Source organism: Kribbia dieselivorans NBRC 106261 (assembly GCF_001552435.1).
Classification (GTDB): Bacteria; Actinomycetota; Actinomycetes; order Actinomycetales; family Dermatophilaceae; genus Kribbia; species Kribbia dieselivorans.
In genome coordinates, this window is record NZ_BCRE01000034.1 from 19,685 (window position 1) to 35,509 (window position 15,825).

Here is a 15,825-nt window from a genome sequence, read left to right on the forward strand (position 1 = left end):
GTTAGGGTGCCGGGCATGACGGAGACGATCGCCACGTCCATGCCCGGCCCCGAGGACGAGGTCGTCCGCCTGTGCCAGGAGCTCATCCGGATCGACTCGACGAACGACGGCACCAACTCCGGACCGGTCGAGGAGAAGGCCGCGGCATGGGTCGTCGAGCGGCTTCGCGAGGTCGGGCTCGACCCGCAGACCTACGAGCGGGTGCCTGGCCGACCTAGCGTCGTGCTCCGCCTCGAGGGCGAGGACCGCACCCGGCCGGGGCTGTGCCTGCACGGGCACCTCGATGTCGTGCCCGCCAACGCCGCCGATTGGCAGGTCGATCCGTTCTCTGGCGAACTGCGCGACGGCTGTATCTGGGGTCGCGGCGCGGTCGACATGAAGGACATGGACGCGATGATCCTCGCGATCGTGCGTCACCTCGCTCGCACCGGCACGAAACCGCCGCGCGACCTCGTCATCGCGTTCTTCGCCGATGAGGAGGCCGCCGGCACGTACGGAGCGCAGTGGCTGGTCCAGGCGCACCCCGAACTCTTCGACGGGGTCACCGAGGCGATCAGCGAGGTCGGCGGGTACAGCGTCACCCTCCCCACCCCGTCGGGCACCCCCAAGCGGGCCTACCTGCTCCAGACCGCGGAGAAGGGACTGATGTGGGTCACCCTGCGCGCCACCGGTCGCGCCGGGCACGCCTCGGTGCCCTCCGCCGACAACGCCATCACCCACCTGGCGCAGGCCGTCGCCCGGATCGCCGCACACCCCTGGCCGGGGGAGTACATCGAACCGGTCTCCCGGTTGCTCGCCGACCTGGGGCGGATCACCGGCCTGGATCCCGACACCGACCTCGACACGATCCTCGGGCACCTCGGCGGTGCCGGAGGCTTCGTCCGGGCCACCCTGGCCGACACGGCCGTGCCCACGGTGCTCTCCGGTGGGTACAAGCACAACGTCATTCCGCAGGAGGCCACGGCCAAACTCGACGGGCGCTTCCTGCCCGGTCACGAGGAGGAGTTCCTCACGACGCTCCGGCAATTGGCCGGGGAACACGTGGAGGTCATCATCGAGACCCAGGCGCCGGCCGTGTCCGCGCCGGCCACCGGGTCGCTCATCGACGCCATGGCCGCGGCGGTCCACGCCGAGGATCCCGACGCCGAGATCCTGCAGTACTGCCTCTCTGCCGGGACCGACAACAAGTCCCTCTCCGTGCTCGGGATCGCCGGGTACGGTTTCGTGCCCCTCCGCCTGCCCGAGGACCTCGATTTCGGTGGCATGTTCCACGGCATCGACGAGCGAGTTCCAGTCGACGCGCTGCTCTTCGGCACACGCGTTCTGGCTCGGCTCATCGCCACCTGCTGATTGGACCGGTATCCCCGTGTCGCTCAGCGCCGCAGGCCGATACCGTAGCCCCATGACCGCTGACCCGCGCGCCGCACTGAACACGTTCATCGCTGCCTTGGAGCGACACTTCGAAGCCTCCGTCGGACGTAACGGCGAGGAGGACCCGCGGGTCCTGGCCGCGTACGAAGAGGTGGCCGATGCCTTCGAGATCTACGACGACGCGCTGTTCGAGGCGTACGGCGAGTCCACCCCGCTGGACATCTTCACCGAGGATGGGGAGGACGACGACCTCGATCTCAGCGACGACGATGACGACGACGATCTCGACCTGGACGACGAGGACGACGACACGCAGACCTACGGCGGCCTGGACGCCGAGGACTACGACGACGAGGACGTCGAAGGCGACGACGGCGAGGAGTCGGGCGACGCCGCCCGCTGACGAAACGACGCTCCGCCACTCACAGGCAGGGCACAGGTGGCGAGCAGATTCGTCTCGGGAAAGCCGTGGCAATATGACGGACGGCCGTTTCCATCCCGGACGTGAAGGACCCCTGTGGATCTCTCCTATTTCCAAGCCGTCGTTCTTGGCATCGTCGAAGGGCTGACCGAGTTCCTTCCCGTGTCATCCACCGGGCACCTGACCATCACCGAGAAGTTGCTCGGCATGCAGGTCGATGACCCGACCGTGACGGCCTACACCGTCATCATCCAGATGGGTGCCATCGTGGCGACCTTCATCTACTTCGGTCGCAAGATCGCTCGACTGTTCATGGCGTGGGTCAAAGGTCTGCGCGACAAGGAGTACCGCTCCCACTCGGATTGGTCGCTTGCGTGGGCGGTCATCGTCGGTTCCCTGCCGGTCGGGCTGGTCGGCTACTTCGGTCAGGACTACATCACCGGCCCATTCCGCAGCCTGTGGGTCGTCGCCGGCGCGCTCATCCTGTGGAGCCTCGTCATGGTGTACGCCGAGCGCCGCCATGACGCACTCGCCGCGGCCGGAGCGCAGCGCGGCGAGAACGGCGTCACGCTCAAGGACGGTCTGATCATCGGTCTGGGTCAGTGCTTCTCGCTCATCCCCGGCGTCTCCCGCTCCGGCGCGACGATCTCCACCGCCCTGATCCGCGGCATCGACCGCGTCACCGCCACCGAGCTGTCGTTCTTCATGGCCATCCCGGCCCTGACCGCCGGCGGTCTGTTCGAGGCCTACCAGACCCGCGCCGACCTGGCCAATGTCGCCATGGGGCCGATGATCGTCGGCATCGTCGTCGCGTTCATCGTCGCCTACGCCTCGATCGCGTGGCTGCTGCGCTTCGTCGCGCACAACTCGCTCATGGCCTTCGTCTGGTACCGCGTGGCCCTGGGCGTCGTGCTGTTCATCGCCCTGGGTGCCGGCTGGCTCTCGGCCACCTGATCACTCGACGATCTCGACTCCGGCGTCGCCACCGTGCTCCTCACAGCCAGTGGCGGCGCCGGAGCATGCGGTAGATCCACCCGCACATCACGAGGATGAACGCCAACGTCACGAAGTACCCGTACTGGAACGGGTGCCCGTTGATGTCGACGGAGGCGCGCAGTTCGGGCATGTTCTCGAAGTTCATCCCATAGATGCCCGCCACCATCGTCGGCACCGCCGCGAGCGCCGCCCACGCCGCGATCTTGCGCATGTCCTCGTTCTGCTGCACCTGAACCAGGGTCAGGTGGGCCGAGAGGATGTCGCTGAGCAGGTTGTCGTGGTTGCTGGCCTGGTCCACCGCCAGCAGCAGGTGGTCGGAGACGTCGGCGAAGAGCCGTCGCAGCTCCGGGTCCTCGACGCGCGAGTCCTCACCGGCGAGTTCGAGCAGCGGCCGCGCCAGCGGCCCCGCCGCGTGCTTGTACTCGAGGATCTCCCGCTTGAGTCGGTAGATCTCCTCGGTCTCTACTGAGCGACCGTCGGCGAACACCCCGACCTCGATCTCGAGCAGGTCGTTCTCGACCTCCCCCTCGATCTCCAGGTACGAGTCGACGAGGGCATCGAGCACGCCGTGGAGCACGGCGAACGGACCGCGCCGCAACAGGTGCGGCGTCGCCTGCAGGCGTTGCCGCAGCCCACCGAGCGGATGCACCTCGCCGGAGCGAACGGTGAGCACGTAGTTGTCCCCGACGACGACCTTGATGACGCCGCTCTCGATGTCCGATGACCGCTCGACGTACTCCAGGCTCGTCATCACCGCCACGACGGTGTTCTCGTAGTAGTCGATCTTGGCGCGGGCTCGCCCCGGGTCGGCGATGTCCTCGAGGGCGAGGGGATGGAGGTCGAGTTCGGTGCGCACGAACGCGAGTTCCTGCTCGTCGGGGTCCTTCAGACCCAACCACAGAAAATCCGTTGGGCGACCGGCGGAGCGCAGTGTCGCCAGTGAGTCGCTGAGGTCACCACATTCGTGACGTTCGCCGTTGAGGTAGGTCGCCTTGTCCACGATCACCGGGCCATTGTGCCGCCTGCCGACGTTCGGCTCGACCGCGTAGGCTGCCGCAATGGCTACCTGCATTCTGTTGCGCCACGGTCGATCGACGGCCAACACCGCCGGGGTGCTGGCGGGGTGGACTCCGGGCATCGCCCTGGACGATCACGGCCGTGATCAGGTGGCCGAGGTCGCCGGTCGGTTGGCCGGCGTGCCGATCTCCCTCGTCGCGGCCAGCCCCCTGCAGCGGTGCCAGGAGACCGCGGCCGTCGTGGCCGATGCGCTGCGCGTCTCGATCGAGTCGTTCGATGGTCTGGGCGAGTGCCATTACGGAGCGTGGACCGGTCGCCCCTTGAAGGATCTCGCCACCGAGGAGTTGTGGCGCACGGTGCAGGACAACCCGCACGACGCGGTCTTCCCGTCCTCGCCCGAGCACCGCGGAGAATCGTTGCGCGAGATGTACGACCGGGTCACCACGACCGTGCGAGACCTCGATGCCCGGGTCGAGGCCGAGTTCGGCGAACACGCCGTGTGGATTGCCGTCTCGCACGGCGATCCGATCAAGTCGGTCGTCGCCGACGTCGTGGGCACCGGTCTGGGCGGGTTCCAGCGCATCCACGTCGACCCGGCCTCGGCCACGGTGGTGCGCTGGGCTGGGCATCGCTCAATGCTGTTGCGCTGCAACGACACCGGCCGTTCGCTGGACAGTGTGGTGCCCCGTCGGCCCTCCGGCGGCGAGGCGGCCCGCGAGTCGGTGGCCCGCCCCGGTGATGCCGTCGTTGGCGGCGGCGCGGGCTAGGGTCGGTTTCATGAGCGTCGTCGACTTCGACCCGCCGGAGCGCTTCGTGGCCGGCACCGTCGGACCGCCCGGACAGCGGGTGTTCTTCCTCCAGGCCTCCGACTCCAAGCGCACGGTCTCCGTGTCGCTGGAGAAGGAGCAGGTACGCCTGCTCGGCCAACGACTCTCCGATCTGGTCGGCCGACTGCCCGAGGCACCGGCCATCGACGAGGCCGCGAAGGTCCTCGTCGACAACGACCCGCTGACCTCGCCGATCGAGGACGAGTTCCGGGTCGACACGCTGGCCCTGTCGTGGGACCAGTCCAGACACGTCATCGTGGTCGAGGCGTTCGACTCGGATCCGGAGGAGACCGCCGACGCGGGGGTGCAGTCGCTGCGGGTCACGCTCTCCCCACGCCACGCCCTGGCCTTCGCCCGCCGGTGCGACAGCGTCGTGCGGGCCGGGCGACCCAACTGCCCGTTCTGCAGCCTGCCGCTGGATCCGCAGGGTCACATCTGCCCACGCGCCAACGGGTACCGGCGCTGAGCGGGCCGCCCACCGCCGACCGCGGCTCGATGCCTGACGTGGACCTCACCGCGCTCCTGACCCACGGGACCCTCACGGTCGTGGGTCGGTTGGTCGACGCCTCCAATCTCGCCCTCCTCGTCGACGTCGCCGGTGACGGAGCGTCGTGCCGCGCCATCTACAAGCCCGAGGTCGGGGAGAAGCCGTTGTGGGACTTCCCGACCGGGGGACTGGCCCGTCGGGAGCGTGCCGCGTGGTTGGTCTCGGCGGCGGGTGGATGGCAGATCGTCCCGCCGACCGTGCTGCGCTCCGGCCCGTATGGCGAGGGGTCGGTGCAGGTGTGGATCGGGGAGGACCCGCAGGAGCCGTGTCCCTCACCGGTGGAGGTCGTGGCCGCCGACCGCGTGCCGGACGGCGTCATTGCGGTGCTGTCGGGGGAGGACGAGCAGGGCCGACCCGTGGTCGTGACCCATGCCGACGATCCTCGGGTCGCGGCGGTCGCGGTGTTCGACGCCATCATCAACAACAGCGACCGCAAGGGCGGGCACCTGCTCGACCACGACGGGCACCTGTGGGGCATCGACCACGGGGTGTGCTTCCACGCCGACGACAAACTGCGCACGGTGCTGTGGGGGTGGGCCGGCGAACCGCTGCCGGCGGCCGAGGTGCGCCGGCTGACCGACCTCGACGGGTGGCTGCGGTCGACCGACGATCTGGACGACCTGTTGACGGTGCCCGAGGTCTCCGCCCTCAAGGCGCGGGTGGCGCGACTGCTGCGTACGGGGGCCTTCCCGGTGCCGTCGGGAGACTGGCCGTCGGTGCCGTGGCCGCCGTTGTGATGAAGCGCCGCTAGTCTGTGTCGGTGAAGACATGGCCGCAGACCTCCATCCCCGAACTCCCTGGGACCGGAGTCCCGCCCCGCATCTTCGATACCCCGTCCGGCACCGTCCGGCCCGTGGACGCCGGCCCGACCGCCACGATGTATGTCTGCGGGGTCACGCCGTACGACACCACCCACCTGGGCCACGCGGCCACCTACGTCACGTTCGACATCCTCAACCGGGCGCTGCGCGATGCCGGTCACGAGGTGCGTTACGTGCAGAACGTCACCGACGTCGACGACCCGCTGCTCGAGCGGGCCACGCGCGACGGGGTGCACTGGACCGATCTCGCGCGCGATCAGATCACGCTCTTCCACGAGGACATGACCGATCTGGCCGTGCTGCCGCCGGAGCACTACGTCGGTGTGGTCGAGGCGATGCAGCTCGTCATCGACGCGGTCGACGCCCTCACGGCCGCCGGAGCGACGTACGCGGTGGCCAACGACGACACCTGCCACGGCCCGGACCTGTACCTCGACCTCGCGAAGGCCTCCACGCTGGGGTCCGTCAGCCAGTGGTCGCGGGAGGACATGCTCGGTGTCTTCGGCGAGCGCGGCGGCGACCCGGGTCGGCCGGGCAAGCGCGACAAGCTGGACCCGCTGCTCTGGCGGGCTCAGCGCGATGGGGAACCCTCCTGGGAGGGCGGCGATCTCGGCCCGGGGCGGCCGGGGTGGCACATCGAGTGCACCGCCATCGCGCTGCACTTCCTCGGGAAGTCCTTCGACATCCAGGGCGGTGGGGCCGACCTCGTGTTCCCGCACCACGAGATGTCGTCGGCGCAGGCCGAATGCCTGGGCACCCACCCGTTCGCCCGTCGGTTCGTGCACCAGGCGCTGCTGTCGTACGACGGACACAAGATGAGCAAGTCGCGCGGCAACCTCGTGCGCGTCTCCCAGTTGCGCGCGCAGGGGGCCGACAGCGTGGCCATCCGGATGGCGCTGCTGCGCCACCACTACCGTACGGAGTGGGAGTGGGTGGACGCGGACCTGACGAACGCCGAGTCCGCGTTGGCGCGGTGGCGGCAGGCCGTCTCGGTCAACACCGCTCCGGACGCCGAGGCGCTGCTCGTCGATCTGCGCGCGGCGATCGCCGACGATCTTGACACCCCGAAGGCCCTCGCCGCGATCGACCACTGGGTCGACACGTGTCTGACCTCCGGCGGGCACAACCCGACCGCTCCCGGTCTGGTGGCCCGCATGTGCGACGCCCTGCTGGGGCTGCGCCTCTGATCCTGCGGGATCCCGGTCGGGAGTGCCCAGGTCTGGGGTGCTCCCGTCGGGCCGCTCGGTGGGCCTATGACCGGGCGGTCGGCGGTTCCTTGCCGCCGCTGTCATCGTCATGCCGGCGCAGGTACCGCTCGAACTCCTTGGCGATGGCGTCCCCGCTGGCCTCGGGCAGCCCGGCGGTGTCCTGAGCCTGTTCCAGGGCCTCGACGTACTCGTGCACCTCGTCGTCCTCGTTGGCCAGCTCGGTGATCGTCGCCTCCCACTCCTGGGACTGCTCGACGAGGTCGAGGCGGTCGATGGGCACCGCGATGAGCCGCTCCAGCGTCTCGATGAGCGCGAGCACCGCCTTCGGGCTGGCGCCGTGCCCGGCGTAGTGCGGCACCGCCGCCCAGCTGGAGATCGCCGTGATCCCGGCCTGCACGGCCGCCTCGGCGATGACCCCGACGATGCCGGTGGGTCCTTCGTAGCTCGCCCGGTCGAGGTCGAAGCGATGCACCGTGGCCTCGTCGTCGGCGTACGACGTGACCGGGATCGGCCGAGTGTGCGCGACGTCGGCCATGAGCGCGCCGAGCAGGATCATCGTGTCGGCGCCGAACTCGGTGGCGAAGGAGATCAGTTCGAGGGCGAAGGCGCGCCACCGGAAGGACGGCTCCACGCCGCGCACGAGGATGAGATCACGGGGCAGGTCCGGGTGCTGCACCACGTGGATCCGGGTGGTGCGCCAGTGGATGCGCCGTTCGCCGTTCTCGGTGTAGACCCGCGGGCGATTGACCTGAAAGTCGTAGTAGTCCTCGGGGTCGAGCACGGCCACCGGTTGGGCGTCCCACAGGTCGGCCATGTGCTCGACCACCCCGGTGGCCGCTTCGCCGGCGTCGTTCCAGCCTTCGAAGGCGAGGATCATGACCGGGTCACGCAGCTCTGGCACATCCTCGACTTCGATCATGTTCTCGAGTCTATGCGCGCCACGCCTAGACTCCCTGACATGCCCGAGATCGACGTTGCCGCCACGATGTCCCCCGCCACCTCGGGTGGCCCGGCCCGCCCAGCGGCCGTGCTGTGGGACATGGACGGCACGCTCGTCGACACCGAGCCGTACTGGATCAACGCCGAGCGCGAACTCGTCGAGGGCGCGGGCGGGGTCTGGAGCGACGAACTGGCCCACCAGCTCGTCGGCAACGACCTCATGGTGTCGGCGCGGTTCATCCTCGACAACTCACCGCTCGAGATGGATCCGGTCGACGTCGTCGAGGCCCTGCTCGCCCGTGTCATCGACCAGGTGCGCGGGCACGTGCCGTGGCGTCCCGGCGCGAAGGAACTCCTCGAGGCCCTCCACGCCGACGGAGTCCCGTGCGCGCTCGTGACGATGTCGTGGCGCTCCCTGGCCGAGGCGGTCGTCGAGGCCCTGCCGGCCGGGTGGTTCGTCGCCCTCGTGACCGGCGACGAGGTCACCCACGGCAAGCCTCACCCGGAGCCCTACCTGCGCGGCGCCGAGGTGCTCGGCGTCGCGCCGGGCTCATGTGTGGCCCTCGAGGACAGCCCCACCGGCGTGCGCTCGGCCACCACGGCGGGAGTGCCGACGATCGCGATCCCGCACATCGTCGACATCCCCGTCCTGCCGGGCTCCGTGAAGGTCCCCACCCTCGTCGGTCTGACCCCGGCCGACCTGCTGCCGACCGTCGCCGGCGCCCACATCTGACCCGAATCGACCGGTCCGGACGTCAGTCGGTCGGGCCGTCCGGCACCCCCGTCGCCGCCGGATCCACCGCCAACTCGGCGGCGTGATCGGGCAGCGGCGGGGGAGTGCCACCCCACTCCGGACAGAACTCGCGGAAGTCGCACCAGTCGCACAACCGCGAACGACGCGGCCGCCAGTCACCGGACTGCGCCGCGCGCGTGATCGCCTCCCAGACCGCCTTGACGTTGCGTTCGATGCCGCGCAGATCGTGCTCGTCGGGCTGGTAGCGCACGATCTCGCCGTTGCCGAGGTAGACCAGCTGCAGCATGGCCGGGATCCGCCCGTGCAGCCGCCACAGCACGAGGGCGTAGAACTTCATCTGGAACAGCGCCTTGGCCTCGAACAACTCCGAGGGAGACCGGCCAGTCTTGTAATCGACGACCCGCATCGCTCCGTCGGGGGCAACGTCGAGTCGATCGACGAAACCGCGCAGGACCAGCCCGTCGACGTCGGCCTCGACGTACAGTTCCCGCTCGGCCGGCTCCAGTCGCGTCGGATCCTCCAAGGTGAACCAGCGCCGCACGAGCGCCTCGGCGTCAGCAAACCACGTCGCCTCGTCGAGCGCCTCGTCATCGAGGATCATCTGGGCGAGCTCCGGCTCCTCCTCGACCATCCGTGCCCACTCGGGGGCGAGCAACTCCACCGCCGCGGTCGGGGTCCGCTCACCGGCGGGCAGGTCGAACAATCGCTCCAGGGCCGCATGCACGAGCGTGCCCCGCGCGGCCGCCGGGCTCGGTGCCGTCGCGAGTCGATCGATCACCCGGAACCGGTACAGCAGTGGGCACTGCTTGAAATCCGCCGCGCGGCTGGGGGAGAGGGCCTTGACCATGCCTGCCAATCTAGGTGGGACGACCGACAACGCCCGGCGGCCATCCACCGGGCGTTGTCGACTGAACGGATACCGAGCGCAGTTCAGTCCTCGGGGTGGTACCCGAGGTTGGGGGAGAGGTGCTTCTCAGCCTGGGCCAGCGTCCAGCCCTTGCGCGCCGCGTAGTCCTCGACCTGGTCGCGCCCGACCCGGCCGACGACGAAGTACTGGCTCTCCGGGTGGGAGTAGTACCAGCCCGACACCGACGCGCCCGGCCACATCGCGTGATGCTCGGTCAACTCGATGCCGGTGTTCTCGTAGACGTCGAGCAGCGACCAGATCGTCGACTTCTCGGTGTGCTCCGGGCAGGCGGGGTACCCCGGCGCCGGCCGGATCCCCTGGTAGCGCTCCTTGATGAGGTCGTCGTTGTGCAGGTGCTCGTCGGGCGCGTAACCCCACAACTCGGTGCGCACCCGCTCATGCATCCGCTCGGCCAGCGCCTCCGCCAACCGGTCGGCGATCGACTCCAGCAGAATCGCGGAGTAGTCGTCGTGCTCGGCCTTGAACGCCATGACCCGCTCGGGCGCACCCAGCCCCGCGGTGACGGCGAACGCCCCCACGTGGTCGGCCAGGCCGGTCTCCTTCGGCGCGACGTAGTCACCCAACGAGCGGTTCGGCACTCCGGCGCGGTGCTCACCCTGCTGGCGCAGGTTGTGCAGCACGGCCGTGACGGAGTCTCGATCGTCACCCGTGTACACCTCGACGTCGTCGCCGACGGCGTTGGCCGGGAAGAACCCGACCACGGCCGCAGCCCGAAGCCACTTCTCCTCGATGACCTTGTCGAGCATCTCCTGGGCGTCCTCGAAGAGCTTGCGCGCCGCCTCGCCGCTGCCGGGGGCGTTGAGGATGTCCGGGTAGGACCCCTTCATCTCCCAGGCGTTGAAGAACGGCTGCCAATCGATGTACTCCCGCAGTTCGGCAAGCGGGTAGTCGTCGAAGACATGCACGTTCTGACCGTCGGCCAGGGCCGCTGGCACGGGAGCGACACCCGCGGACCAGTCGATCGGAGTGCGTGCGGCGCGGGCATCCTCGATCGAGAGCATCTTGCGGTCCGAGGACTTCGCCGCGTGCCGCTCACGGATGGAGTCGTAGTCGGCCACGACGGACTCGACGAACTCGCCCCGGTGCTCGTCGGAGAGCAGCTGGGCCACGACCGGTACGGAGCGCGACGCGTCCTTGACCCAGACGACCGGGCCGCTGTACGCCTTGTCGACCTTGACGGCCGTGTGCGCCTTGCTCGTCGTCGCCCCACCGATGAGCAGCGGGATGGTCATGCCACGACGCTCCATCTCGGCCGCGACCCCGACCATCTCGTCCAGGCTCGGGGTGATCAGACCCGAGAGCCCGACGACGTCGGCGTTCTCGGCCTGCGCGGTGTCGAGGATCGTCGTGGCCGGCACCATGACACCGAGGTCGACGACGTCGTAGTTGTTGCACTGCAGGACGACGCCGACGATGTTCTTGCCGATGTCGTGGACGTCACCCTTGACCGTGGCCATGATGATCTTGCCGTTCGGCTTCTGCGCCGCGTCCGGGTCCTTCTCCGCCTCGATGTAGGGCACGAGGTAGGCCACCGACTTCTTCATGACGCGCGCCGACTTGACCACCTGCGGCAGGAACATCTTGCCGGCGCCGAAGAGGTCGCCGACAACGTTCATGCCGTCCATGAGCGGGCCCTCGATGACCTCGATCGTGGCACCGCCACGGGCCTCGATCTCCGCCCGCAACTCCTCGGTGTCCTCGATGACGAAGTCGTCGATGCCCTTGACCAGGGAATGGGTGATCCGCTCGCCCGGCGGCAGCGACCGCCACTCGTCGGCCTTCTCCTCGACCGCGCCCGCGTCCGCGCGGAACTTCTCGGCGATCTCGATGAGCTGCTCGGTGGCGTCGGGACGGCGGTTGAGGATGACGTCCTCGATGCGCTCGCGCAACTCGGGGTCGACCTCGTCGTAGGACACCAGGGCACCGGCATTGACAATGCCCATGTCCAGACCGGCCTGCACCGCGTGGTACAGGAACACCGCATGGATGGCCTCGCGCACCGCGTTGTTGCCGCGGAACGAGAACGAGACGTTCGAGATGCCGCCGGACACGAGGGCTCCGGGCAGGTTCGCCTTGATCCAGCGGGTGGCCTCGATGAAGTCGGTGCCGTACGCCGCGTGCTCCTCGATGCCGGTGGCGACGGCGAAGACGTTCGGGTCGAAGATGATGTCCTCGGCAGGGAAGCCGACCTCGTCGACGAGGATGCGATACGCCCGCTCGCACACCTCGATCCGACGCTGGTAACTGTCGGCCTGGCCCTGCTCGTCGAAGGCCATGACGACGACGGCGGTGCCGTACTTGCGGCACAACCGCGCGTGCTCGACGAACTTCTCGACGCCCTCCTTCATCGAGATCGAGTTGACGATCGGCTTGCCCTGCAGCGACTTCAGGCCGGTCTCGATGACCTCCCACTTGCTCGAGTCGACCATGACCGGCACGCGGCTGATGTCCGGTTCGGAGGAGATGAGCTTGACGAAGCGGTCCATCGCCGCGACGCCGTCGAGCATGCCCTCGTCCATGTTGATGTCGATGACCTGGGCACCGTTCTCGACCTGCTGCCGGGCCACGGTCAGGGCCGCCTGGTAGTCATCGGCCTGGATGAGCTTGCGGAACTTCGCCGACCCCGTGACATTGGTGCGCTCGCCCACGTTGACGAACAACGAGTCCTCCGTCACGGTCATCGCCTCGAGACCCGAAAGGCGCAGGGCCGGAGCGACGTCCGGCCGGGTCCGCGGCGGCAGCCCGGCGATCGAGGCTCCGATCGTGCGGATGTGGGCTGGCGTCGTGCCGCAGCAGCCACCGAGCATGTTGGCCATGCCGGAGGCGGCGAAGTCCTGCAGCGAGGTGGACATGTGCTCGGGCGTCTCGTCGTACTCACCGAAGGCGTTGGGCAGGCCGGCGTTGGGGTAGGCAGTGACGAAGCAGTCCGCGATCCGCGACAGCTCGGCGAGGTACGGGCGCATGTCCGTCGCCCCGAGCGAACAGTTCAGGCCCACCGACAGCGGCTTGGCGTGACGCACCGAATTCCAGAACGCCTCGGTCGTCTGACCGGTCAGCGTGCGACCGGAGGCGTCGGTGATCGTGCCCGAGATCATCACCGGCCACCGGCGGCCGGCCTCCTCGAAGAGGGTCTCGAGCGCGAAGATCGCGGCCTTGGCGTTGAGGGTGTCGAAGATCGTCTCGATGAGGAGCACATCGACTCCACCGTCGACCAAGGCCCGGGCCTGCTCGAGGTAGGCCTCGACGAGTTCGTCGTAGGAGATGTTGCGGGCGGCCGGGTCGTTGACGTCCGGCGAGATCGAGGCCGTGCGCACAGTCGGGCCGAGGGCACCGAGCACCCAGCGCGGCTTCGTCGGGTCGGCGGCCATCGCCGCGTCGACCGCCTCGCGGGCCAGCCGAGCAGCGGCGAGGTTGAGTTCGACCGCGATGTCCTGCAGGCCGTAGTCGGCCAGCGAAATACGCTGTGCGCTGAACGTGTTCGTCTCGATGACGTCCGCGCCCGCCTCGAGGTACTCGGCGTGGATACCACGGATGATGTCCGGCTGGGTCAGGCTGAGGAGGTCGTTGTTGCCCTTGAGGTCGCTGGGCCAATCGGCGAACCGTTCGCCGCGGAAATCGGCCTCACCGAGCATGTGACGTTGGATCATCGTGCCCATCGCCCCGTCGATGACCAGGATGCGCTCGTTGAGGGCGGCGGTCAGGTCGGCGGTGGCATCGGGTCGGCGATCAATGGTCGGCATCGGGCCAGTATCGCAAAGCGGGATAGGGTCGAGCCATGTCATCTCGCGACCCCGGCGCACCCCGAGGCCTGCGACTGGGCAGCCTGCGTGGGGTCCCGGTCTATCTGGGGTGGACGTGGCTGATCTTCGCGGCCGTCGTCATCGTCATCGTCGGGCAGTCGTTCGGCGGTGGTGGCCTCCTCGGCTACCTCGTCGGGCTGGGCTACGCCGTGCTCCTGCTGGTCACCGTCCTCGTGCATGAGGCGGCACACGCGCTGACCGCGCAGTGGGCAGGTCTGAAGGTGTACCGGGTGGTGGCCGACCTGTGGGGCGGGCACACGACGTACGAACCGGGCAACGCCGGGCCGGGCAAGTCCGCGCTCATCGCCGCCGCCGGTCCCTTGGCCAACGTCGCCCTGGGTTTGATCGCCCTGGCGGTGCTGCCGCTGATGCCCAACGGAGTCGCGCGGTATCTCGTCGGTGGGTTCGCCTTCCTCAACTTCATCCTCGCCGCGTTCAACCTGCTGCCCGGTCTACCGCTGGACGGCGGGCAACTCGTGCAAGCGCTGGTCTGGCGCGTCACCGGCGACCGCAACATGGGCCTCATCGTCGCCGGGTGGACCGGACGCCTCGTCACCCTCGCCGTGCTGGCCGCGTGGGTGCTGGTGCCGCTGGCCCAGGGACGCCAGTTGGACACGTCCATCATCTGGGTCGTCCTCATCGGGATGTTCATGTGGTCCGGGGCGACGATGGCGATCAAGCAGGGCACCGTGCTCCGCCGGGTGGGGAAGGCCGCACTGGGCCAGGTCATGACACCGGCGGTGGCGATCCCTTCGGATCTCAGTGTGGCCCGGGCCATGACGGCACCCGGCGTCCCCGTCGTGCTCGAGGGGCTGGGTCGCCCCTACGCGCTGCTCGACCAGAACGCCGTTTCAGCCGTGCCCGAGCACCTGCGCGACACCACCCCGGTCACGGCGGTCAGCACGCCGCAACCGCTGGGGTGGGTGGTCGAGGCCGACCCCGCCCAAGGCGTCGAACAGGTCATCCCGGCCCTGCAGGGCGAGCCCAACGTCGTCGTCGTGACCCAGCACGGCCACGTCGTCGGCCTGGTCACCGTCGGCGACGTCAACCGCGTCATCTCCGGGCGATGACCCGACCCGCGCGGCGCGACCGCCATCGGCCGGACCTGGCCTAGACTCGCCCGTCATGGCTGACACCGGATCCGACCTGCGCCGCGGCCCGTTCCGTGGGGGGGACCGGGTGCAACTGACCGACCCCAAGGGGCGGATGCACACCATCGTGCTCGCGGCCGGCAAGCAGTTCCACACCCACCGCGGCCACATCAGGCACGACGACCTCATCGGCCAGCCCGACGGGTGCACCCTGACCGGCACCGACGGCACCCAGTTCCTCGCGCTGCGTCCCCTGCTGGCCGACTACGTCATGTCCATGCCCCGGGGTGCGGCGGTCGTCTACCCCAAGGACGCCGGTCAGATCGTCACGATGGCCGACATCTACCCCGGCGCCCGCGTCGTCGAGGCGGGAGTGGGGTCGGGCGCGCTGTCGATGTCGTTGCTGCGGGCCGTGGGGGAGACCGGATCGCTCCACTCGTTCGAACGTCGGGCCGACTTCGCCGAGATCGCGAAGGAGAACGCCCGCTCCTTCTTCGGCACCGACCACCCGTCGTGGACGGTCACCGTCGGAGACCTGGTCGAGGCCCTGCCCGACGCGGTCGAACCAGGCACGGTCGACCGGGTCGTCCTCGACATGCTGGCTCCGTGGGAGTGCCTCGACGTCGTCGCCGATGCCCTGGCCCCCGGCGGCGTGGTCATCTGTTACGTCGCCACCGCCACCCAGCTCAGCAAGGTGGCCGAGACGATGAAGGCGCGCGGCTGTTGGACCGAACCCCACGCCTGGGAGACCTTGCTGCGGGACTGGCACCTCGAGGGCCTGGCCGTACGGCCCGCCCACCGGATGCACGGGCACACCGGCTTCCTCATCACCAGCCGCCGCCTTGCACCGGGGCACACGCCGCCCCTGCGCAAGCGCCGCCCGGCCAAGGGCGCCTACGGGGAGGCCGCGGGCGACGCTCCGTCGAGCGACCCCGAGGCCGCCGAGCAGGCCCGACCGGTGGCGCCGAACATCCCCGAGGGACCCATGGCTGTGCCCGATGAGGACTGGACCCCGGAGGCCCTCGGGGAACGTGTTACCTCACCGAAACGTACGCGCAGGATCATTCGAGACATGGGAATCGTTGTACCTCAGGCATGACAACCC

At 69.2% G+C, this 15,825-nt stretch carries 14 protein-coding genes; 10 read left to right on the plus strand and 4 right to left on the minus strand.

Annotated features, from left to right (window positions below; all coding sequences use genetic code 11):
- The first annotated feature begins 15 nt into the window (after nucleotides 1-15).
- From KD1_RS03125 to KD1_RS03135, 3 genes are all read left to right on the plus strand, one after another.
- Nucleotides 16-1,350, plus strand: a complete 1,335-nt coding sequence (locus KD1_RS03125; RefSeq protein WP_068397382.1) for a M20/M25/M40 family metallo-hydrolase — start codon at nucleotides 16-18, stop codon at nucleotides 1,348-1,350.
- Between the two features lie 52 nt (nucleotides 1,351-1,402).
- Nucleotides 1,403-1,774, plus strand: a complete 372-nt coding sequence (locus tag KD1_RS03130) for a hypothetical protein (RefSeq protein ID WP_068397385.1) — start codon at nucleotides 1,403-1,405, stop codon at nucleotides 1,772-1,774.
- Nucleotides 1,775-1,888: 114 nt separating this feature from the next.
- Complete coding sequence (locus KD1_RS03135; protein WP_068397387.1) at nucleotides 1,889-2,746, plus strand: undecaprenyl-diphosphate phosphatase; 858 nt, start codon at nucleotides 1,889-1,891, stop codon at nucleotides 2,744-2,746.
- A gap of 40 nt (nucleotides 2,747-2,786) precedes the next feature.
- On the opposite strand, the gene KD1_RS03140 is transcribed toward KD1_RS03135, so the two are convergent.
- Nucleotides 2,787-3,794 (minus strand): magnesium and cobalt transport protein CorA, encoded by a 1,008-nt coding sequence (locus KD1_RS03140; RefSeq protein ID WP_068397390.1) that lies wholly within the window; start codon nucleotides 3,792-3,794, stop codon nucleotides 2,787-2,789.
- A gap of 52 nt (nucleotides 3,795-3,846) precedes the next feature.
- On the opposite strand from KD1_RS03140, the gene KD1_RS03145 reads away from it, so the two are divergent.
- Genes KD1_RS03145 through mshC form a run of 4 tightly spaced genes read left to right on the plus strand, consistent with a single transcriptional unit; the run spans nucleotide 3,847 to nucleotide 7,187 of the window.
- Complete coding sequence (locus KD1_RS03145; protein WP_068397393.1) at nucleotides 3,847-4,572, plus strand: MSMEG_4193 family putative phosphomutase; 726 nt, start codon at nucleotides 3,847-3,849, stop codon at nucleotides 4,570-4,572.
- 10 nt (nucleotides 4,573-4,582) lie between these two features.
- Nucleotides 4,583-5,098, plus strand: coding sequence for a DUF3090 family protein (locus KD1_RS03150; protein WP_068397396.1), 516 nt, complete (start codon nucleotides 4,583-4,585; stop codon nucleotides 5,096-5,098).
- A 29-nt stretch (nucleotides 5,099-5,127) separates the two neighbouring features.
- Nucleotides 5,128-5,916 (plus strand): SCO1664 family protein, encoded by a 789-nt coding sequence (locus tag KD1_RS03155; RefSeq protein WP_068397399.1) that lies wholly within the window; start codon nucleotides 5,128-5,130, stop codon nucleotides 5,914-5,916.
- A gap of 23 nt (nucleotides 5,917-5,939) precedes the next feature.
- Nucleotides 5,940-7,187: a cysteine--1-D-myo-inosityl 2-amino-2-deoxy-alpha-D-glucopyranoside ligase gene (mshC, locus tag KD1_RS03160; protein WP_068397474.1), complete on the plus strand. Its 1,248-nt coding sequence runs from the start codon at nucleotides 5,940-5,942 to the stop codon at nucleotides 7,185-7,187.
- A 64-nt stretch (nucleotides 7,188-7,251) separates the two neighbouring features.
- On the opposite strand, the gene KD1_RS03165 is transcribed toward mshC, so the two are convergent.
- Complete coding sequence (locus KD1_RS03165) at nucleotides 7,252-8,127, minus strand: PAC2 family protein (protein ID WP_068397402.1); 876 nt, start codon at nucleotides 8,125-8,127, stop codon at nucleotides 7,252-7,254.
- Nucleotides 8,128-8,166: 39 nt separating this feature from the next.
- On the opposite strand from KD1_RS03165, the gene KD1_RS03170 reads away from it, so the two are divergent.
- Nucleotides 8,167-8,880 carry an HAD family hydrolase gene (locus tag KD1_RS03170; RefSeq protein ID WP_245627251.1) on the plus strand — a complete coding sequence of 238 codons (714 nt, stop codon included), beginning with the start codon at nucleotides 8,167-8,169 and terminating at the stop codon, nucleotides 8,878-8,880.
- A 22-nt stretch (nucleotides 8,881-8,902) separates the two neighbouring features.
- Here the strand turns inward: KD1_RS03170 and KD1_RS03175 are convergent, their stop codons facing one another.
- Both KD1_RS03175 and metH read right to left on the minus strand, forming a co-directional pair.
- Entirely contained in the window at nucleotides 8,903-9,748 is an 846-nt protein-coding gene (locus KD1_RS03175; RefSeq protein ID WP_068397405.1) for a RecB family exonuclease, read from the minus strand.
- 83 nt (nucleotides 9,749-9,831) lie between these two features.
- Entirely contained in the window at nucleotides 9,832-13,569 is a 3,738-nt protein-coding gene (metH, locus tag KD1_RS03180; RefSeq protein WP_068397407.1) for a methionine synthase, read from the minus strand.
- A gap of 35 nt (nucleotides 13,570-13,604) precedes the next feature.
- Here metH and KD1_RS03185 point away from each other — a divergent pair, with 35 nt between their 5' ends.
- The gene (locus KD1_RS03185) at nucleotides 13,605-14,699 is read left to right on the plus strand and encodes a site-2 protease family protein (RefSeq protein WP_068397412.1); all 1,095 of its coding nucleotides are present in this window, start codon (nucleotides 13,605-13,607) and stop codon (nucleotides 14,697-14,699) included.
- A gap of 55 nt (nucleotides 14,700-14,754) precedes the next feature.
- The gene (locus tag KD1_RS03190; RefSeq protein ID WP_068397415.1) at nucleotides 14,755-15,819 is read left to right on the plus strand and encodes a tRNA (adenine-N1)-methyltransferase; all 1,065 of its coding nucleotides are present in this window, start codon (nucleotides 14,755-14,757) and stop codon (nucleotides 15,817-15,819) included.
- Nucleotides 15,820-15,825: the final 6 nt, after the last annotated feature.